Raw genomic sequence first — 18,959 nt, 5'->3', positions numbered from 1 at the left:
AGCAAGGTGGATGGGCAACTTGTCGAAACTGCGGCGATAGCTTCCACGCATAGCCATCTCGGACTTGTCGGAGATAGTAGAGCATGCGAACATTGATAATTCGATGTTCGCAATAGTTTGGGTAATATGGCAGAGCATGCGTTCATGGTTCGGGCCGGGAACGACAACGAGTTAGTAGACGAATTCGAGTCTCGTTCGCTGGTCGCTATCGGATGGGAAGAACTCGGGGACGTATCCGATGTCCGATCCTACGAAGAGATGAAGGCCCGATTCAATTCGACCGACGAGTATTCCGAACATAACAGCCGACGTATCGCCCAGAATGCAGGACAGGTGAACCGATTCGCGCTCGAGATGGAGAAGGGGCATCTGGTTCTGAGTTACGACAAGACGGAGCGCGAGTATCTCATCGGGGAGGTCACTAGTGGGTACGAGTGGAAACCAGGCGACCACCCACCGGGATATCCACACGTCAGGCGTGTCGAATGGGAAGACACGGTTTCCCGTGACGAGTTCACGACCTCGACGAAAAACACGCTCGGAAGCACGCTCACGGTGTTCTCGCTTGACAGCTGCGCTATTGAAATCACAGGCGTTCTAAGCGGGGAGACACCCGATGAGGGCGAGGACGAGGAGGACACTGTCCCATTCGTCGACGAAGTTGAAAACCAGGCAGACGAACTCATCTCCGACATTCTGGCGAACATGGACCCATTCGTCTTCGAGGAATTGGTCGCCGCAGTCCTACGAGCGATGGGATACCACGCGAAGAAGACGCGAGACAGTCAGGACCGCGGTATCGACGTGGTCGCTCACCCCGATTCATTGGGATTCGAAGAGCCGTATATCAAAGCTCAGGTCAAGCGCCAGCAGTCGAAGGTTGGGTCGCCGGACATGCGAGCGTTCACCGGAACCCTCGGGAACGGCGAACGGGGCCTGTTCGTGTCGACTGGTGGCTATACCAGTGAGGCACAGGAAGCAGCACGGAATGCCGAACAACGAGTCACGCTCATTGACCGGGATGAGTTCATTGACCTCCTGATTCAACACTACGACGCCCTCGATCCCGAGTATCAGGCAACAGTCCCGTTGAAGCAGGTCTATATCCCATCACAAGACCCGCCTCTGGAGGAGTAAGAATGCGTGTATTCGTTCCCCCTTCTGGAGACCGTTACCATGATATTGAGGCCAAAGGTGAAAATATCGAGACCGAGTGTGGGCTGAGCATCGAGGCAGAAGCGGCTCGATTTCTGGGGTCAGAAAGACAGGCAACCACAATAAGATTCGAAAAGTGTGAGGGATATTCTAACACCGACGGAACACTGAGTGTCTAATAGTTTTCTCACTATGTTTGGGCAATCTCCAACAGTAGAACTCGACTCAGTACAGCTAATCCGAATATGCCATATCAAGTTCGAGGATAGAGAAACGGTCAAAGATACTATCGTACAAGATATCGACGGTGATATTGGTGCTATTGGGGGCGGAGGAAGCATTGGCGCTATTGGAGGTAGGCAAAGATGGAGTGTAGAGCGTGGATTCGATAGGTTCGAAATTACGGATTTCTATGAACTAGACTTCGAGGAAGGAGATATCTGCTTACTCAATCAAACAGAGTCAATAACTGACGTAGTCCTATCGGCGGAATTCCCCTCTTATGCAACAGATATGCTGCCTCACCGTCAGCGACACATTCCACTAACACTGAGAGACGCTCGTTCTGACTTAGACGAGTTTCAGCAAGAAGTGTTCAGAGGAGTAGAGGTGTTGGGTACGTCAAATATAATTCGAGTAATTCCAGAGGATGATGAACCAATCAGAGTGAACACCGACCACCTTGACCTGCGAAGATGGGGGGATTTCAATTCGGACCTGCTGGACCAATTTGGGTACGACCCAGAGTCCTACGTGTCGATGGTACAGGATTCGTTTCTTCTTTCGCCCACCAGTGTTAGCGACGTATGGGATGAGTTTGTAGCGATTGAATGCCGAGAGCAGATTCCAGAGGGGAATCTGGATGTAGAATGGTTGAATGAGTATTTGATACCGCTTTCAGTATACACGAAGGCTCATCACTGGCAGCAAAACCAGAAAGAGAAACTACTGGACATTGCCGACGATGTTGATAGTGCGTCTGAGACAGATTGGTCACTGACTGATGACTTTGATGTTGATAAAATAGCCACCGAGCAATCGGAATTACGTGACCTTCATGATAGGTGGTTTGAACTTCATTCTGAAATAGTAGATGACCGCGACGAAATCGAGAACCTCTTTAACAGGATTGAACGCTCTGATAAGCCAGGACAAGCATACGAACGCCAAGTAAGCACTCCGAGTAAGATAGGTGCAAGTGTCGATAACAGGTCGCTGTTTCATCGCTTGTCAGACGAAATGCACCAAGAGTACGAAACCATCTCCGAGAGGGTTGACCAACTCAACAGCCGATATCAGAACGTTGCTAACTATTTCAGCGACAGGGTACAAGCTGGTTCGACGGTACTGAACACAGAAAATCAAAAATCCAATCGGAGATTGCAGATATCGGTCGTTGTCCTAACATTGGTACTGACAGTGGTTGGTGTAGTTCAGGGAGTGAATGTCTTAACGTCGGCCGAAGGGCCTGTCTCAACGTTCCTCATCGCAGTTGCGATAATCGTCCCCATTGAAATCATCATCCTGTTGCTATTCGATAAGCTAGATTAATTCGGGAACGAGAGCATCAGCAGGCTCGACAGAGGCGCTAATCACATTCACTATGGATAGATTGTGAGTCGTGAGTGCAGTGGCCCCGATTTTGGCGGTCAGAGCACGAAATGGGAGGGTTTGTCTGGGGCCTTGGTATCCAGAGGCCTCGGTCAGTTTTGGATTCACCACTGGAGTACATCGACACTGTGAATCAGACCACGTCCCGCTGGAGAACGTCTCCACCACTTCAATACCCACCTCTTGAACAAACAGGACTACCTATGATCAGGTCATGGACGAAAAAGAAGCACGTCAGAAATTGTCGAAGGCTCTTGAGAGAGTCATCGAAGATGATACTGACTTACTGAGGTATGATGTTAACGAGAGAAGCATCACTCATAGATTGGCAGTTTACCTTGAAGAAGAGGTCGGCGGAGACTGGGACGTCGATGTAGAATATAATCGCGTGGGAGAGAATGAGGTGAGCAAAGCCGTTTCGATGGAGCACCTCACGAGTAAAATCCCGGATAACGTTGACCCAGAGGACCTTGATGCAAAGACAGTCTATCCAGATATTATCGTCCACAACAGAGGGGACCATTACGATAACCTGCTGGTGGTGGAAGCAAAGAAATCGGGGCGCTCAGGAGAGTATGACCGCGAGAAAATCACCGCCTACAAAAAGGAGCTACGATATGAGCATGGGGTATTTGTTACGTTCACAGGAGTCAGACCCGAAGAGGACCCCGGATATTGTTGGGACTGGCACCCATTCGAAGAGTAGTACGATAGAGTGAACGGATTACGGATTGAGCGGCGTCTATAGCCGCGCTAAGCACATTCACTATGGATAGATTGTGAGTCGTGAGTGCCGAGGCCAGCATTCTGAATCAGTGAAGACGGATACCGACTAGCTCTCAATCCTCGTCAGGAGCGGCGTCCGCCGGCGCATCTTCCTCCAGCAACTCCTCGCCGGCGTACTGCTCGCGGAGATCCATCTTCGAGAACTTCCCGGTGGCGGTCTTGGGGATCTCGTCGATGAACTCGAAGCCATCGGGGAGCCACCACTTCGGGTACTCCTCGCGGAGCATCGCTTTCAGCTCCTCGGTCAACTGGTCGCGGTCGGTGGCCTCGGGGACGACGACCATCGCGACCGGGCGCTCCTGCCAGCGCTCGTGGGGGACGCCGATCACCGCGGCCTCGGAGACGGATTCGTGGGACATGATGGCGTTTTCGAGTTCCTGCGAGGAGATCCACTCGCCGCCGGACTTGATGACGTCGTCGGCGCGATCGACGATCTCGATGTAGCCCTCCTCGTCGACCGTGACGATGTCGCCCGTTCGAAGCCACGACCCCTCGAAGTCCGTCTCGTTGGCCTCCGGGCGCTCGTGGTACTCCGTCGTCACCCAGGGACCCCGAATCAGCAACTCGCCAAAGGCTTCACCGTCCCACGCGATCTCCTCGCCATCGTCGCCGACGACCTTGAACTCCAGACCGGGGACGATGAGGCCCTGCTTACTCCGCTTGTCGACCTGGGTCCCGTAGGGAGCGCGCTCCATCTCGTCGGTGAGGTGGGCGACGGCGCCGACCGGCGAGGTCTCGGTCATGCCCCACGCGTGGACCACCTCGACGCCGAGGTCGTCGAACTGTTCGATGACGGCCTTCGGCGCGGCGGCCCCGCCGATGACGACGCGCTCTAGCGACGAGAGGTCGACCTCGTTCTCGTTCGCGTATTCGAGCAGGCCGAGCCAGACGGTCGGCACGCCCGCGGTGATGGTGACACCCTCCTCCTCGATGAGGTGGGCGATGTCCGCCGGATCGGGAGCGGGTCCCGGGAACACCTGCTTCGCCCCCGCGGCGGTCGCAGCGAACGGCATCCCCCACGCGTTGACGTGGAACATCGGCACGATCGGCATGACGACGTCCGAATCCTCGATCCCCAGCCCCTGCGGAGTCAACATCGCCATCGTGTGACTCCACATCATCTGCTGGGTGTACTCGACCCCTTTCGGCTTGCCGGTCGTCCCCGACGTGTAGCACATTCCGGCCATGTCCTCCTGGTCGAGGTCAGGCCAGTCGTACTCCGTGGACTGATCCGCGATGAACGACTCGTAGTCCGTCAGCGGTTCCAGCGACACGTCCGGGACCTCGTCACCGATCACGACGAACTGCTCGACGCTCTCGAAGGCGTCCGGGTCGTACGCCCCAGCGAGCTTCTCCGCCAGCGACGGATCCACGAAGATGACGCGATCGGCCGCGTCCTCGACGATGTACTGAATGTGGCTGTCGGGAAGCAGCGGATTGATCGTGTGCAACTGCGCGCCCATGTTCGGGACGCCGAAGTACGTCTCGAAGTGGCGCTCGTGGTTCCAGCAGAACGTCCCGACCCGGTCGCCCTCCTCGATCCCGAGCGCGTCGAGCGCGTTCGCCAGTTGACGCGCCCGGTCCGCGTACTCGCCGTACGTGTACCGGTTGATCCCCTCGTGTGTCCGGGCGACGATCTCCCGGTCGGAGTGGATGGCTTCCGCACGCCACAGAAACGGTTCGAGCGTCTGATCGTATCCGCTCATAGCACACTGGTCGCCCTCGATGGGGATAGGGTTTTCCTGAATGATGGCCGTACTGTCACTCGAGCAGTGAAACGAAGGCGGTGATGGCGCCGTCCATCGTGGGTGGCCAGTCGCTGTTAGTCGACAGTTGTTCGCTCCACACTCACCGCTCCAGCGACTTCACACCTCGACGAGCACGCGCTTTCAGTTGCTCGGAAAACTCGGAGAGGTTCATCGCGGCGGCGCAATCCGGGCAGCAAAACCGCTCCGCGGTCTGGTAGTCGGACGAAAGCGCGGCCGGCGGCTCGGCGACGAGCCGAAAGAGCCGCGTTGGTGCCACGTCCCGATCACACCGATAACACTCCCGATCGGGAGACATATCGCCAGCTCCGTCGCGCGCTCGCTCGACGGATGTCATCCGAGCACCTCGCAGTGCTGTCGATCGAACTGATCGACGTGACTCGGCCCCCAATCCCCGAAAACGAAATTAAGCGACGGATAGCGATACGACTCTCTAGGCAACGGGCGTGCGAGACCTTTTTGTCTCGAAGGTGTCTTTCGGAACATGGCTACCAAGATCCCACGTCAGGGAATTGGAAGCCACGTCTCGGGTGTCCCAAGCACCCGGGGCATTTCTACCCCTCGCGAGTCCGTGGCTTCCGTGCGGATAATTGACGTGACGTGTAATATAGTTACTGGTTAAGTTGTGGAATCAACTGCAGATCCGAGAAAGATTTCTTCGAGACGGTGGCCGTTCAGCACGCCGGCTGCAATCAGTGACTCCCAGAACATACGAGCATACACGCGTACACTTATACACAATCGGGCACACCGGCGGACGCAGATTTACAAACGGTACCACGCGATCGTACGCCGTTGCTGCCCAAATATCAGAACGCGTCCGAGAGATCGCCGAAGCTCGCGACTTACAGGAGTCCGACGTGATTGAGCAGGTGCTCGTTTACGAACACGACCGGGAGAAAGCCGTCGAACAATTCGGGGCCGAACTCGTCGACGAGGTCGAGACGGCGCAGGAGGCAGTCAAGGCGGACGTGAAGTGGGGACTGTAGGCCTGAGTGCCGTCCGATGAGCAGGATAGTCGTCGGTGACGCCGGCCCGTTGATCCACCTCGCGTAGGCGGATGTGCTATCGCTTCTCGAATGTACCGGATCGGTACTCGTTCCGCAACCCGTGCGCCGCGAACTCGAACGTGGTTAGATCGATAGTCGAAACGGGGGACCGCGAGACGATCGCCGAGGGGTACGAGAGCCTCCGACTGGGGCTCAACGCGGTTCTCGAAGATCACTCACCCGCTAGGAGAACCTGTACCGTGTACGACTGTGACGCAGCGGCGACGCACACGGCCGAGTTCGATTCGGAGCGCGCCTGGTTCACGGCTCGGTACTGCCACGATTGCGCCGACACGGAGCGACCCAACATCGTGGCGGTGTGCGAGGGACGCGACACGAAATTCTGCGATCACGACCGGTGTTTCAACGTCGTCCACGCCTCGCGCGACCGTTTCCCGGCCCATCAGTAACAGGATTCCGCTACGCCCGCGGGCCGGAATACGTCCCTGATGCGCTCGTCACGGGACAACGAACGCCGCGAGACTCAAGACGGAACGGTACCGACGACCAGGCGGATGGGAGTGATCATTTCCCTCGCGACTGCCGATTTTGGGCCCGCCGATTACAAACGGCGACGTGCTGCAAAGCGCGCAGGGATCGACGTCGACCACTTCGTCGAACTGTACGAACCGACGGTCAGGCGAATCGCGTATGCTGCGGCGTCAGTCGGGTTCGATCCGCTCAGCGTGTGTCGCGTTCTCGGGTACGAACTCGACTCGTGGCCAGCAACCGAGACCGAGCTCAGAGCGGCATGCACCCTGACCGATGGCGGTTCGACACTCGACAGAGACGAGACGGAGTGGCTCGGAGAGGTGTCCCGGGAGGTGCTCGCAGTGTTCGAGACCGACACACTCTCTGTAGCCCGCATTCGGACTATCGAGAACACCTGTGATACAGCCGTTGCGCTGCAGGTAGCACCACGAATCGCAGCGACGTAGGCCCAACCCAGTTTTTGTGAACGGTTCGGGCTCGCGTATTCAGTAGGTGGGTATAGTGAGGCCGTACTCACTCCGTGATTGCAAATTGCAGTGTTGGGTCGGCATTTATCCGCGGTGGCGGTGTACGAGCACCATTCGTGCCACGGACAACCACACCCGCACCGGTCGAGTCCGAGGTCGGCGGTCGATTCGAGGTTGCCGGCGAGATACGCCTCGCGATCGATCCGGTGGGACCATGAGTACGGCGGTGCTCGTCGTCGAGGACGACGAACAGATCTCGGAGGTGCTCACCTACCGGCTCGAGCTGGACGACTACGAGGTCGTCGTTATCGAAGACGGCGAGGACTGCTGGGAGTACCTCGAGTCGACCGACGAGCTTCCGGACGCGATGTTGCTCGACATCATGCTGCCCGGGATCGACGGGTTCGGATTGCTCCGCCGGTTCGAGACGGACGAGCGCTACGACGACCTCCCGATAATTCTCATCACCGGTCGGGGTCTCGAAGACGATGTCGTGGAAGGATTCACCCTCGGCGCAGACGATTACGTCGTGAAACCGTTCAGTCCATCGGAAGTTGCCGTCAGGTTAGACCGGCTCCTCCAATGACGACGTGGCTCGGTGACGTCGGCATTGCCATCGTCGGTGGCTGTCTCCTCGTCGCGAGTATCACGTTTCTCGTCGCGGTTATTCGGTACAGTATCGACGGCCGACGCGAAACCATACGGCACGAGCTCGTCCCCGATCTGTTCGCCCAGCTCGAGCGATCCACCCCCGACTGGGAGCGCTGGTACGAGACCCACTCCCGGCTCGAACGGTACGTCATCCGCCAGATGATCGCCCAGTATCTCCGAAAGCTTCGTGGAAGCGAACGGGAGCAGCTGTTGGAGCTCGCGACAGCGGCCGGTATCGACGATCGAGCGGTTCGCTCGCTCGAGTCGTGGCGAACGACGACGCGACTTCGCGGCCTCATCTGGCTGACGCTGCTCGAACAGCCGGTGTCGGTCGACCGCTTGCGGGCGGCGTCGGTCGGCCACTCCACGACGCGGGCGGCAGCTGCACGACTGCTCCTCGTCTGCGGCGGCCCGAACGCGACCGAGGAGGCGACCTCGCTGTTGCTCTGGCGCAACGACGAACGCCTCTCGGTGTTCGCCCTGGACACGCTCTACCGGCTCAATCAGACCGATGCGTCGGCACTGACGTCGAAGCTGACTGCGGAGGGCGAGCAGTGGGACGAGGCGTTGCTGTTGCAGTGTCTGCTCGTCCTTGGTCACTGTCGGCTCGAACGTCGGCCCGCGCTGTTCGAATGGCTGGGAGCGTTGCTCGAACACGACTCGCCGGCCGTTCGCGCCGCGACGCTATCTACCTTCGAGCGGCAGGGGTGGCAGCCGTCAGTTCGTCAGTACGTCGACGTCGAACGCATCCTCTCCGATCCCGATCCTGGGGTCCGTCTCACGTGTTACGCGCTGCTCGGGCGGTGGGGTGATTCGACGTCGATCGAGTGGCTGCAGTACGCCGTCGTCACGGATCCGAACGATCGGTGTCGGGTGACGGCGGCGCGCACGCTTGACAGGATCGGTGCCTCGTTGCCGACGATCGACGCTGACGCGGGCGAAAGCGAGGCGCCCGCGCATTTCGCGGCCGCTATCGCGTGGGCGAACGCCGAACTGAACCCGCCACGGAGGGGTGCCGCCGGATGGTCCTGAATAGCCTGCTGTGGCCTATCAGCGTCTTTTTCGTGGCCTACTTCCTACTGGTCAACGGGAGCTACCTCGTCATCCACCTCGTCTCGTTCGTCGTTCTCCGACAGAGCGTCCGCGACTGGCTACTCAAGCCGACGTACGACCCGTATCGATCGCCGTTCCTGCCCGGGATCGCCGTCGTGGTCCCGGCGTACAACGAGGAGGCGGTCATCGCCGACTCCGTCCGCTCGCTGCTCAACCTCGAGTACCCGCAGGTCGAGGTGATCGTCGTCAACGACGGTTCCACCGACGGGACGCTCGAGGCCGTCACCGACGGCTTCGACCTCGATCGAATCGACGCGCCGATCCCGTACGAGTTGCCCTGTGAGCCGGTTCACGACGTCTATCAGTCGGCCGAGCGAAATCTCGTCGTGATCGACAAGGACAACGGCGGAAAGGCTGACGCGCTCAACGCGGGCGTGTTCTTCACCGATCAGCCGCTGTTCTGTGCCATCGACGCCGACAGTATGGTCGAGCGAGCCGCGCTGCTCGAGGTCGCGGAGCCGTTTCTCAGGCAGCCGACACAGACGATCGCGACGGGCGGGGCCGTCCGCGTCGTCAACGGTTGTTCGACGTCCCGGGGTATCGTCACCACCGTCGGACTCTCGGACAATCGGCTGGTCAATATTCAGGTCGTCGAGTACCTCCGGGCGTTTCTCTCGGGTCGCGTCGGACTGAGCGGCCTCGACAGCCTGCTCATCATCTCCGGTGCGTTTGGCCTGTTTCGAACGAGCGCCGTCCGCGAAGTGGGTGGCTACTCGACGGAGACGATCACCGAAGACATGGAACTCGTCGTGCGACTTCACCGGCACTTCGCCGGCACCGACTACCGGGTGGAGTTCGTCCCCTACCCCGTCGTCTGGACCGAAGTGCCGTCGAAGCGGACCGTGCTCGGTCGCCAGCGGATGCGCTGGTTCCAGGGCCTGCTCGAGACGCTGTGGATCCACCGGTCGATGATCGGTCGCCGGGAGTACGGCGCGATCGGCCTGTTTGCGCTCCCGTTTTTCCTGTTAGTCGAAGCCCTCGGCCCGCTCGTCGAGGGACTCGGGTACGTATTCGTTCCGGCCGCGTTCCTTCTCGGCGTGTTGAACGTATCGTTTTTCCTTCTCTTTCTGGCGATCGCAATCGGGGTCGGAACCCTCCTCTCGTGGCTGAGCGTTCTCAACGAGGTGCTCAGCTTCCAGCGGTACCGAACGCCCAGCGATATCGCCTCGTTGCTCGGGTACGCGCTGCTCGAACACTTCCCCTACAGACAGTGGAAGGCCGCGATCGCGTGGCTCGCACTCGTCCGATACGTCAGCGGAAACGCGGAGTGGGGCGAAATGGTTCGGACCGGATTCGAGTGATCGCCCGGTTCACGTCGGGGATCTGAGGGCCACGCGAATCGTCGCTCCCGGCTCCCCGTTCGTCCCCGCCTCGGTCTCCAGACGGTGGGGAGAGGACCCCTGTCTTGGACGCCACGTCGGACTGGGCCGGCCAAATCGAACGCTGTCGGTTATTTCGAGCGTAACGTTCCCAAAGCCTGACTTTCCGTGCGATCGGTCAACAGCGACTTGACTACGGGAGGCCTTCATGTTCGCATGACCCCTGACGGGTCGTCGATCTCCGTCCTCTGTGTCGACGACGATACGGCGATGGTCGATCTCACCGCCGTGGCTCTCGAGCGAGCGGTCGAGGAGCTGTCAGTGACGACCGCGACGAGTGCGCGAGCGGGACTCCGGCTCATCGAGGAGACGACGTTCGATTGTATCGTCAGCGACTACGATATGCCGGAGATAGACGGTCTCGAGTTCCTTCAGCGCATTCGATCGGAGCGGCCCCGGTTTCCCTTCATCCTGTTCACGGGGCACGGATCCGAACGGATCGCGAGCGAGGCGATCGGGGCTGGCGTGACGGATTACATGCAAAAAGGAGCTGAGCCGGACCAATATCGGGTCCTCGCTCAGCGGATACGGAACGCCGTCGAACAGGATCGAAGTCACCACGAAGCCATCGAATCGGAGTCGCGTGCCGGAACGATACTCGCGGTGTCCCCCGATGCGATCATCGGTAGCGTCCGGGGGGAGTGTGTCTACGCCAATCCAGCCGCCGTCAAACTGTTAGCACTCGAGGACGAAGCGGCGATTCGCGGCCGTGAAATCTCGGAATTTCTCCAGCACGGGGGCGAAACGGCAGAGAGCGGACGATCGACTCGAGGCGCGACTGCTCCGATCCTCGAACGGGAACGACGGTCCGTAACAACGTCCGAGGGGGACTCAGTTCCCGCCGAGGTCACCAGCCGCCAGTTCACCTGGGACGGAGCGGACGGCGTGGTTACCATCGTTCGTGATATCTCCAGACACGTCGAGCGCGAACGTGAACTCGACTACCGAGAGTCGCTCATCGAGTCTTTCTTCGAGACCAGCCCGGATGGCATTCTCGTTACCGACGAAGAGAAAGGGATCCTCCTCACCAACGAGAAATTCGCCGACCTGTGGGGGGTCCCCGATAGCGTCATTCAGGGAGTAAGCGACGAATCCCCCCTCGAGTACGCGGTAACTCGCGTCGAAGACCCGGAAACGTTCGTTCGGAACGTCGAGAAACAGTACGAGCGGCCGGACGAACCGCAACGAAACGAAATTCATCTCAACGACGGGACGGTCCTGGATCAGTACTCGAGTACCATTCGCAACGAACACGGGGCGCTCGAATACGTCTGGTTCTACCGAGACGTCACCGACCTGAAACCGCCTGAGTGAGCGCACCAGTCGTTTCAGCGTGCGATCGACCCGATTTCGAACGAGCAGGCGACAGTCGCGTGCGAGTGAACGCAGCTATTTCTGCAACCGGATCTAATACTCCACAGTGACCGGCTTTCAGTACACGTCTCGCGTTCTGTGGTTCGGGTACGTCGTTCTTTTCAGCGTCGCGGCGATCGTGTGCTTCGTCAGTGTACGCCGAGTGGATCGTATCGAGGACCCCGACTCACGACGCGGTCTCCGTGCGATGTTGGTAATATCCGGGTTGTGGGCAGCCGCGCACGTTGGCTATATCGCCGCCCCCACACCTACCCTTCAGTACTGGTTCTACGTTGGTGGGCTCGTAGTCGGCCCCGCTACCGTCGGCGCGTGGCTCTACTTCTGTTCTGCGTATACTGGTCGGTCGCTTCACCGGAACACGCGCATCCGACAGGTGGCAGTCGGAGTCTATCTCGTCGTCGTTTCGATCAAAGTCACGAATCCGATCCACGGCCTGTACTTTACCGCCAGTCCGTCTGCCAGCCCCTTTCCACATCTGCTGGTTCAGCACGAGCCGTTGTACTGGATCACGATGGGGTTGGCGTACGCGCTCGCCTTCATCGGATTTTTCATGCTTTACGAACTGTTTCTGGAAGTGAGCTACGACACCGCGGCGCTCTTCGGTGTCGTCTTGCTCTCCGGGTTGCCAATCCTGATCGACGTGGGTAGCGTGACGACCAATCGGTTCGTCGAATTCACGTATCAGCCCCTCGGGGTCGCCGCGTTCGCCATCGGCGTCTTCTACGTCTATATCGATCGATTCCAGACGATCAATCTGACCGGCGAAACCGACGAGCCGATGATTCTCCTCGACGAAACTGATCGCATCCGTGATTACAACCGAGCGGCTCGAACGCTCTACCCCGAGTTACGCGGGACGAACGGCGTCCCGCTCGAATCGGTTTTGCCCTCGATTTTCGAGACGCTGGATGCCACGGACGCGATACTCGAAATCGAACGAGATGGAACGACGTCGTACTACCGCCTCACGACGAATCCGTTCTCGGCCAGTGGAGAACAGCTCGGCCGGATGCTCACGCTGACCGACATCACACGACGCGAGCAGTACAGACAGCGATTAGAGCAGCAAAACGATCGACTGGACCAGTTCGCGAGCATTATCTCGCACGATTTGCGAAACCCGATGATGGTGGCGAAAGCGAGAATCGAATTCGCGGTGGAGGAAGGCGACATCTCTCACCTGCAGTCGGCCGACGAAGCGCTCGATCGGATGGACGAACTGATCGAGGACGTACTGTTGCTCGCTCGAGAGGGCCAGCAAATCGACGAACCCGTGCCGGTCGACGTCGCGTCAGTCGCGGAGAAGAGCTGGGAGATGGTCGAGACGACCGGCGCAACACTGCAGCTCGACGAACCGCTCGATCGAACCGTCGACGCGGACCCGGCGCGGCTACAGCAACTGTTCGAGAATCTGTTTCGGAACTGTGTCGAACACGGTTCGACGAGCCCTGCCTCGTCCGCTCGGCAGAACACCGTCGAGCACAGCTTGACGAGCCGTTCGGAACCAGTGGGTTCAGAAGACGGTGTGGAGCACGGTTCGACGAGCAGTCGATCGCTGACCGAGGATCAACTCGAACGCGGTGGACGCGATATCTCGGTTACGGTCGGTCCGTTACCCGCGGGAACCGGCTTTTACGTCGAGGACACCGGGACGGGCATTCCGGCAGCCATTCGAGACGAGATTTTCGACCCCGGGTTTACGACCAACGAAGTCGGGACGGGTTTTGGATTGGCGATCGTGACGGAGATCGTGCAGGCCCACGGGTGGGACATTCGAACGATGGAGGGAGCAACCGGTGGTGCACGGTTCGAGATTCAGACTGCGTCCAACTAGTCGACGGGGCCCACGTTGACGTTCGAGACCTCGAGACGGACACCGCCGGTTTCTGAAACCGTAATACGGACGTCCCAGCCGTGGACGTCGACGATCTCCCGTATGATCAGGAGACCGAAGCCGCTTCCCGTATCGGACGTGGAGTAGCCGGCCTCGAACGCCTCCTCATGTTCGGCTTCGGGAATGCCCTCCCCGTCGTCGGCGATATAAAACCCGTTTTTCTCCTCGAGCAGCCCGACCTGGACCGTGACGTCCTGGGAACCATGTTCCAGGGCGTCTTCGGAACCGTCAGGTTCTGCATGGCTCGTGGAACCGTGTTCCACAGCGTTCCGAAACGCGTTCTCGAAGAGCTGACCGACGAGACTCCTACTGGCCTCGATCGTTCCGAGATCGTCCATCCCCGCGAGGTGACCGTGATCCTCGTCCGTTATCTGCCAGGCCCCTCTGGCTGTTTCCGCGAGATCGACGGATTCACTCGTTTCAGCCATTTTTCCGATCCGAGAGAGGGTCAACACGTCCGAGATGATTTCTTCGATTCGGGTGAGCGCCTGTCCGACCGCGTCGAGGTACCGGTGACTGAACTCGTCCGTGACGAGTTCGAGATATCCCCTTGCGCTGGTCAGGGGGCCGCGAAGATCGTGAGAGAGGACGTTGGCGAATCGTTCGAGGCGCTCGTTCTGTCGCTCGAGTTCGAGTTCGGCGCGTTTCCGATCCGTGATGTCGATCGTGACGCCGACCGCGTCGGGGTCCTCGCCGGGGGCACTCTCGAGCGGGAAAATGCGAGCTTCAACCCACCGAATCTCGCCACCGGGCCGGACGATACGATGTTCTTCCCGGACGGAGTCCTCGTTTCGGATGCGCTCGTCGGCACCCGCCAACAAATTCACGATCGCCTCACGATCGTCGGGGTGAGTGGACTCGACGATGACGGCCATGTCCTCCATGACGTCTTCGATGGGTCGGCCATAGATCTCCTCGAACGCGGGACTCATGTATTCGAGTCCGGTTCTGCTTCCCGACCAGACGGCGACGCTCTCGAGCTGATCGATAAACTCACGGAAATCGGCACGATCCGTCAACTGTTGTCGATCGAACGAGGGCATAGTAGAATATATTGTCGCCACACTGGGATAAGGAAATTGGGCGAAAATCACTAATAACGTATTCCCACAGTACAAACTCGTGGCACTATCTACAGTAATTGCTATTCTCTGTTGCGATGTTTTCGGTATCGGGGTCCGGATATTCCGCGGCACGTGATGTGAGCGATGTCGGTTTGGACCGCTCCAACGGCTGTATCTCGCCCGAGACGAGACGCCGGTCGCGTTCGGTCCGTCGAAACTGATGATTACGACTGATTATCGTAGGCCTCCTGCATCACGTAGTAGGACTGCTTGAGCCGTTCGTCGGACGCCGGTCGCTCCCACGTGTCCCACTCGAACCGGGCGGCAGAATCGAAGACGAGATCGTCGTCGACCAGTTCCGAGAGCGAATCCGTGACGTTCGCGGGCGTCTCGAGGTCGGTCGCTCCACCCCCGCCATCGGGTTCGAAGGTCACGGCCGAGATGGAAATGCCGTCGACGAGCTCCCCGACGAACGGATCGAACGAAAAGTCCTCTGCCCAGAGGTCGCCGATAACTTCGCGCTGACTCGGATCGGCGAAATTGAGGAGGAGCCACGGGAGCCGAATCTCGATCATGTTTTCGTCCGGCGTGACGCAGACGTCGGCCAACGAATCGTACTGCTCGTGTTCCGGGTCACCGATCCCGAACCGTAATCTTCCGGTCTCGTAGCTATCGAACTCGATCGTCTCGTCCAGACTCGGGATGTACAGTTCCCGGCTCAACGCGAGTTCGATGTCGTGAAACTCACCGCTATCCCGTTTCCCAGCGTACTCGACCTCGGGTATCATCTCGAGGTCCTCCCCGTACTGGTAGTAGAACGTATCGTAATAGCTATCGACGAGGACGCGAGAATCGTCGGGCCCCGCGAGGTGGACGAGGAAGTCGACGCCGCGATCCGTTCCCAGCGCCGTACCGAACGGGATCGACGTATTTCCCTGATCCGGCTTGGTATCGAGGGCGACGAGCGTGTTCGTCCGGTCCCAGTCGACCGCCGATCCGAGGTCGTCGTACGAGAGCCTGAGATGGAGGTAGCGAGGGTCGACCGTCGCGTCGAGTCCGATGAGCGTTCGTTCCCCGTCGTGTCCGTCGTCGAGAGGCACCAGGGGTTCCGTGCTCGAATCGGCGTACAACGTCGTTGCCCCCTGCCACTCCGCCGGATTCCCGGAGAGGGTGACGTCGGCCGGTCCCCTGGGATCGAAACTGAGGAGCCCGAAGGACTGTTCGCAGGTCTGAGTGTCGGACCAGAACGGCCGGCGATCCGGATTCATGTAGTCCATCGTGTTCCAGGTTCGCTTGAACCACTCGTCCTGCCAGGCGAACACCGCGCCGCCGAGCGAACCCGCCTCGAGTATCTGCTCGTAGAGGGCGGCGTTTATCTCTCCCTGCTCGCGTTCGGTGTGGTGGCCCTGATCGAACCCGTGGACGTGCCTGTGAGTCATGCCCCGCGAATCCGGCACGCCAAACTCCCCGATGAAGACCGGATGCTCGTTCGCATCGAGAAGGTCCTCGAGATAGCCCCGGTAGCTACTGGGTTCTCCGGTCTCGGTTTCGTACTCGACGTACTCGGGTTCGTAGTTGAGGAAATCCGGATAGTACGGGTAGACGTGGTACGTCGCGAAGAGCCCGCTCGTGAACTCGTCGGTCGACGAGACGTGATTGAGCGTGACGCTCGCGAGGTCTTCGGTCTCGATCGGCTCTGCCGGGTGCTCAAGGTGATCGGTCGTCGGCCAGTTCGTCATGCTCACCGGTCGAAGCGCGTCGTACTGGTCGGACTCGTACGCTGTCGCGTCGTCCAGCCGCGCTGCGAGCCAGTGTTCGAACGGCGTCGCGTCCGCGGTCGTGAAATACGTTCCCTCGTACTCACCGAGGCCGCCGTGCTTTTCGTCGGTCGCCTCGACGACTTCCGGGTCCCACTCGATGCCGAGTACGTAGCCGAGGACGTACGGCGAGACGTCCGCCCGATACCGGCCGCTCGCGTGGCCCGGTCTGGCGGGTGCGTCGAGGTTTCCGTGTACCGCATCGATGGCGTTTTCGACCCCTTCTTCGTGGATTTCCACCACCGCCTCGTCGAAGACGTCACCCGTTTCGATCATCACGGCCTCGTCGATCCAGTTGCCCTGCAAGAGGAGCAACGGGTCGTCGCGGTCGACGTTGTGTTCGGCGAGCGCCTCGTAGAACGCCGGGGGATGAAGGGTGTACGTTCGGATCACGTTCGCGTTCATCTCCGAAATCTGTCCCAGCCACCGACTGTACTCGGCTTTCGTAATCGCCGCCTCTCCCGGAAAGCGTCCGGGTTTTGCCATTCCTAGATTCACGCCACGAACTAACAGGTCGGTCCACTCTCCACCGTCCCGCCTCGTCTGGAACCGGTCGTCGGTGACGGTGCTCTCGATATCCTGCGGCTCCGGGACTGAATGGTCCTGGGCGCACCCAGCGATAATGGACCCCACTGTCGCGACCCCTGTCGCTGTTAGAAATTGTCGTCTATCCATCATTTGTGTGCTATTCTAGGGGACGGAGCGAAATAGTGTTTCCTTTTCAATAACTTTGACCTACGGCCTCGTGGATACGTTGGCGGTGGTGACGTCGGTCGGAACGCTCGAGGTTGCCGGTCGTCTCGGCCAAGCCCGACGACAAAATACAAGTGTGCCGACCACAGCCACCGACGACCTCTCCGGATAGGGCCGACTACCGGACCCGACCCCATGTCAGTCCGCGTCGGTCGGCTGAACGTCACGCATTCGCTCACCGTAGTCCCAGCTGTAGATGGTCGACGGCTCGATCCGGATACGAACCTCCTCCCGATCGTCGTCGAGCAACCACTGGGCAAGCGACGAGTCCGTCCCGTCGAGGTAGCGCTCGACGAGGTCCCGGAGCGTGTCTCTCGCGCCGTCCGTCGAGATCGTCGCGGTCCCGTTCCCTCTGATCCCGCTGTAGGGAACCCGGTTCGTCGAGACGTCGAACGCGACGGATGGATCGTTTTGCAGAAAGGCCACGACGTCCGCGTCCGCCTGCGTCGCACACTCGAACACGCCGTCGCGATAGCGATACCACAGCGTGACGAGCCACAGCGAGCCATCCGGCCGGGTTGTGGCGAGCCGAATCGGTACTGTCGTCTCCTGCAAGAATGTCTCGACGTCGTCCTCGTTCCAGGTGCCGCGGAACTCGGTCATACGGACTCCCGACACCGTGCAGGGAGAAAAACGCACCCGAGTGTCCCGGCCGCGGCGTGACACCGCCAGCCACGGCGGCTCAGATCGGCGACGTCAGCGTCCCGAAGTAGACCTGCCAGGCCAGCGCCGACTTCGCGACGAGACTCAAGAGGATGTAGACCCGCTCGCCGAAGAGGTATTGCCGCCAGCGCCAGGTCTCCCGGTACTGCAGGATCATGTTGATGGCAAAGAGATTGAAGAACACGAAGATCGAGACGTAGATGTAGATGACGAAGTCCGGGACCTCGACGTCGCCCGCGACGACGGAGCCGACGAGGACGATCGCGATGACGACCCACGGGATCGCGCCGGCGACGACGCCCACGTTGTAGGCCGTCCAGTCGGTCCGGTCGGTCAGTTCGTTGTGCCGTTCCATCACGAGGCCACAGAGGTTCATCACCGCGACGAGGCCGAACAGGGCGACGAGCGTCCCCAGGTCCCAGATGCCGGCGAGCATGGCGATGACGACGATCATCAGCGAGGCGCTGAGTGCGTACTCGTACCAGCGATAGGGGTTCATCCCCCGCTCCAGATAGCGGACGTACGCCCCGTAGCGGACGGTGGCGACGATCGTGTGCGCGATCGCCGAGATGAACAGGAAGCCAGCGACCAGCAACGGGAGCGGGACCTCGACCCACTGCACCGTCGTCGGCGCGAGGGCCTCCGTCGCGACGTCGAACTCGTAGCGCGTCCGGGTGATCGGCCACTGGATCGATTCGGCGAAGACGACCATGAGCGCCCCCTGGACGAAGTGGAGGACGGCCATCACGGCGTTCCAGCGACGGAGTCGCCGGTACTCGGGCGCGGATCGAAGCGGCGTCGACTCCGATTCCGGCGAAGCGTCCGCCGGCGCAGCCGGTGAGCGTGTGGACGAGGACATCTCGATTCCAGCCGTACGACGCCCACGGGCGTATAGTGCGAGGGACGCTAGCAGAACGGCACCGCT

Annotated in this window: 17 protein-coding genes; 11 read left to right on the top strand and 6 right to left on the bottom strand. The window is 59.8% G+C overall.

Annotation, left to right across the window (positions count from 1 at the left end):
- The first annotated feature begins 144 nt into the window (after window positions 1–144).
- From C479_RS13220 to C479_RS15890, 3 genes are all read left to right on the top strand, one after another.
- Window positions 145–1,137: a restriction endonuclease gene (locus C479_RS13220; protein ID WP_241430194.1), complete on the top strand. Its 993-nt coding sequence runs from the start codon at window positions 145–147 to the stop codon at window positions 1,135–1,137.
- Between the two features lie 210 nt (window positions 1,138–1,347).
- Window positions 1,348–2,706: a hypothetical protein gene (locus C479_RS13215; RefSeq protein WP_152415904.1), complete on the top strand. Its 1,359-nt coding sequence runs from the start codon at window positions 1,348–1,350 to the stop codon at window positions 2,704–2,706.
- A 274-nt stretch (window positions 2,707–2,980) separates the two neighbouring features.
- Window positions 2,981–3,472, top strand: a complete 492-nt coding sequence (locus C479_RS15890) for a hypothetical protein (protein WP_007703528.1) — start codon at window positions 2,981–2,983, stop codon at window positions 3,470–3,472.
- Window positions 3,473–3,605: 133 nt separating this feature from the next.
- On the opposite strand, the gene C479_RS13205 is transcribed toward C479_RS15890, so the two are convergent.
- Complete coding sequence (locus C479_RS13205; protein WP_007703527.1) at window positions 3,606–5,258, bottom strand: long-chain fatty acid--CoA ligase; 1,653 nt, start codon at window positions 5,256–5,258, stop codon at window positions 3,606–3,608.
- A 142-nt stretch (window positions 5,259–5,400) separates the two neighbouring features.
- Window positions 5,401–5,655, bottom strand: coding sequence for a hypothetical protein (locus tag C479_RS13200; RefSeq protein ID WP_007703525.1), 255 nt, complete (start codon window positions 5,653–5,655; stop codon window positions 5,401–5,403).
- 523 nt (window positions 5,656–6,178) lie between these two features.
- Here C479_RS13200 and C479_RS16945 point away from each other — a divergent pair.
- The 8 genes from C479_RS16945 (at window position 6,179) to C479_RS13165 (ending at window position 13,677) form a co-directional block, all read left to right on the top strand.
- Window positions 6,179–6,307 carry a hypothetical protein gene (locus C479_RS16945; RefSeq protein ID WP_275039667.1) on the top strand — a complete coding sequence of 43 codons (129 nt, stop codon included), beginning with the start codon at window positions 6,179–6,181 and terminating at the stop codon, window positions 6,305–6,307.
- Window positions 6,308–6,447: 140 nt separating this feature from the next.
- Entirely contained in the window at window positions 6,448–6,777 is a 330-nt protein-coding gene (locus C479_RS13195) for a hypothetical protein (protein WP_152415903.1), read from the top strand.
- A gap of 39 nt (window positions 6,778–6,816) precedes the next feature.
- Window positions 6,817–7,305 (top strand): hypothetical protein, encoded by a 489-nt coding sequence (locus C479_RS13190; RefSeq protein ID WP_152415902.1) that lies wholly within the window; start codon window positions 6,817–6,819, stop codon window positions 7,303–7,305.
- A gap of 235 nt (window positions 7,306–7,540) precedes the next feature.
- Entirely contained in the window at window positions 7,541–7,912 is a 372-nt protein-coding gene (locus C479_RS13185; RefSeq protein ID WP_007703517.1) for a response regulator transcription factor, read from the top strand.
- Window positions 7,909–9,009: a HEAT repeat domain-containing protein gene (locus C479_RS13180; RefSeq protein WP_007703514.1), complete on the top strand. Its 1,101-nt coding sequence runs from the start codon at window positions 7,909–7,911 to the stop codon at window positions 9,007–9,009. Before C479_RS13185 ends, C479_RS13180 begins: the two co-directional genes overlap by 4 nt.
- A complete protein-coding gene (locus C479_RS13175) occupies window positions 9,000–10,391 on the top strand; it encodes a glycosyltransferase family 2 protein (protein WP_007703511.1) in 1,392 nt (463 codons plus the stop codon). The genes C479_RS13180 and C479_RS13175 overlap by 10 nt, the downstream gene beginning before the upstream one ends.
- A gap of 234 nt (window positions 10,392–10,625) precedes the next feature.
- Complete coding sequence (locus tag C479_RS13170; protein WP_007703510.1) at window positions 10,626–11,783, top strand: PAS domain-containing response regulator; 1,158 nt, start codon at window positions 10,626–10,628, stop codon at window positions 11,781–11,783.
- A 106-nt stretch (window positions 11,784–11,889) separates the two neighbouring features.
- Window positions 11,890–13,677 carry a sensor histidine kinase gene (locus C479_RS13165; protein ID WP_007703507.1) on the top strand — a complete coding sequence of 596 codons (1,788 nt, stop codon included), beginning with the start codon at window positions 11,890–11,892 and terminating at the stop codon, window positions 13,675–13,677.
- Here C479_RS13165 and C479_RS13160 read toward each other — a convergent pair.
- The 4 genes from C479_RS13160 to heR form a co-directional block, all read right to left on the bottom strand.
- On the bottom strand, window positions 13,674–14,780 hold the full coding sequence (locus C479_RS13160) for a sensor histidine kinase (protein WP_007703505.1): 1,107 nt from the start codon (window positions 14,778–14,780) through the stop codon (window positions 13,674–13,676). The two genes, C479_RS13165 and C479_RS13160, sit on opposite strands and share 4 nt — an antisense overlap.
- A gap of 245 nt (window positions 14,781–15,025) precedes the next feature.
- Window positions 15,026–17,104, bottom strand: a complete 2,079-nt coding sequence (locus C479_RS13155) for a hypothetical protein (protein WP_007703502.1) — start codon at window positions 17,102–17,104, stop codon at window positions 15,026–15,028.
- 405 nt (window positions 17,105–17,509) lie between these two features.
- Window positions 17,510–17,974, bottom strand: a complete 465-nt coding sequence (locus C479_RS13150) for a pyridoxamine 5'-phosphate oxidase family protein (protein WP_007703499.1) — start codon at window positions 17,972–17,974, stop codon at window positions 17,510–17,512.
- Window positions 17,975–18,053: 79 nt separating this feature from the next.
- The gene (gene heR, locus C479_RS13145; protein ID WP_007703497.1) at window positions 18,054–18,893 is read right to left on the bottom strand and encodes a heliorhodopsin HeR; all 840 of its coding nucleotides are present in this window, start codon (window positions 18,891–18,893) and stop codon (window positions 18,054–18,056) included.
- Window positions 18,894–18,959: the final 66 nt, after the last annotated feature.

It is taken from the genome of Halovivax asiaticus JCM 14624 (assembly GCF_000337515.1).
In the GTDB taxonomy this organism is placed as follows: domain Archaea; phylum Halobacteriota; class Halobacteria; order Halobacteriales; family Natrialbaceae; genus Halovivax; species Halovivax asiaticus.
Note: the sequence above shows the minus strand (reverse complement) of the source record. Positions and strands in the feature narration are given on the sequence as shown.

Bases quoted from the DNA above. Each gene is read 5' to 3' on its own strand.
- C479_RS13220 (WP_241430194.1), top strand. From the start codon at position 145: ATGGTTCGGGCCGGGAACGACAACGAGTTAGTAGACGAATTCGAGTCT.
- C479_RS13215 (WP_152415904.1), top strand. From the start codon at position 1,348: ATGTTTGGGCAATCTCCAACAGTAGAACTCGACTCAGTACAGCTAATC.
- C479_RS15890 (WP_007703528.1), top strand. From the start codon at position 2,981: ATGGACGAAAAAGAAGCACGTCAGAAATTGTCGAAGGCTCTTGAGAGA.
- C479_RS13205 (WP_007703527.1), bottom strand. From the start codon at position 5,258: ATGAGCGGATACGATCAGACGCTCGAACCGTTTCTGTGGCGTGCGGAA.
- C479_RS13200 (WP_007703525.1), bottom strand. From the start codon at position 5,655: ATGACATCCGTCGAGCGAGCGCGCGACGGAGCTGGCGATATGTCTCCC.
- C479_RS13190 (WP_152415902.1), top strand. From the start codon at position 6,817: ATGCGCTCGTCACGGGACAACGAACGCCGCGAGACTCAAGACGGAACG.
- C479_RS13185 (WP_007703517.1), top strand. From the start codon at position 7,541: ATGAGTACGGCGGTGCTCGTCGTCGAGGACGACGAACAGATCTCGGAG.
- C479_RS13180 (WP_007703514.1), top strand. From the start codon at position 7,909: ATGACGACGTGGCTCGGTGACGTCGGCATTGCCATCGTCGGTGGCTGT.
- C479_RS13175 (WP_007703511.1), top strand. From the start codon at position 9,000: ATGGTCCTGAATAGCCTGCTGTGGCCTATCAGCGTCTTTTTCGTGGCC.
- C479_RS13170 (WP_007703510.1), top strand. From the start codon at position 10,626: ATGACCCCTGACGGGTCGTCGATCTCCGTCCTCTGTGTCGACGACGAT.
- C479_RS13160 (WP_007703505.1), bottom strand. From the start codon at position 14,780: ATGCCCTCGTTCGATCGACAACAGTTGACGGATCGTGCCGATTTCCGT.
- C479_RS13155 (WP_007703502.1), bottom strand. From the start codon at position 17,104: ATGGCAAAACCCGGACGCTTTCCGGGAGAGGCGGCGATTACGAAAGCC.
- C479_RS13150 (WP_007703499.1), bottom strand. From the start codon at position 17,974: ATGACCGAGTTCCGCGGCACCTGGAACGAGGACGACGTCGAGACATTC.
- heR (WP_007703497.1), bottom strand. From the start codon at position 18,893: ATGTCCTCGTCCACACGCTCACCGGCTGCGCCGGCGGACGCTTCGCCG.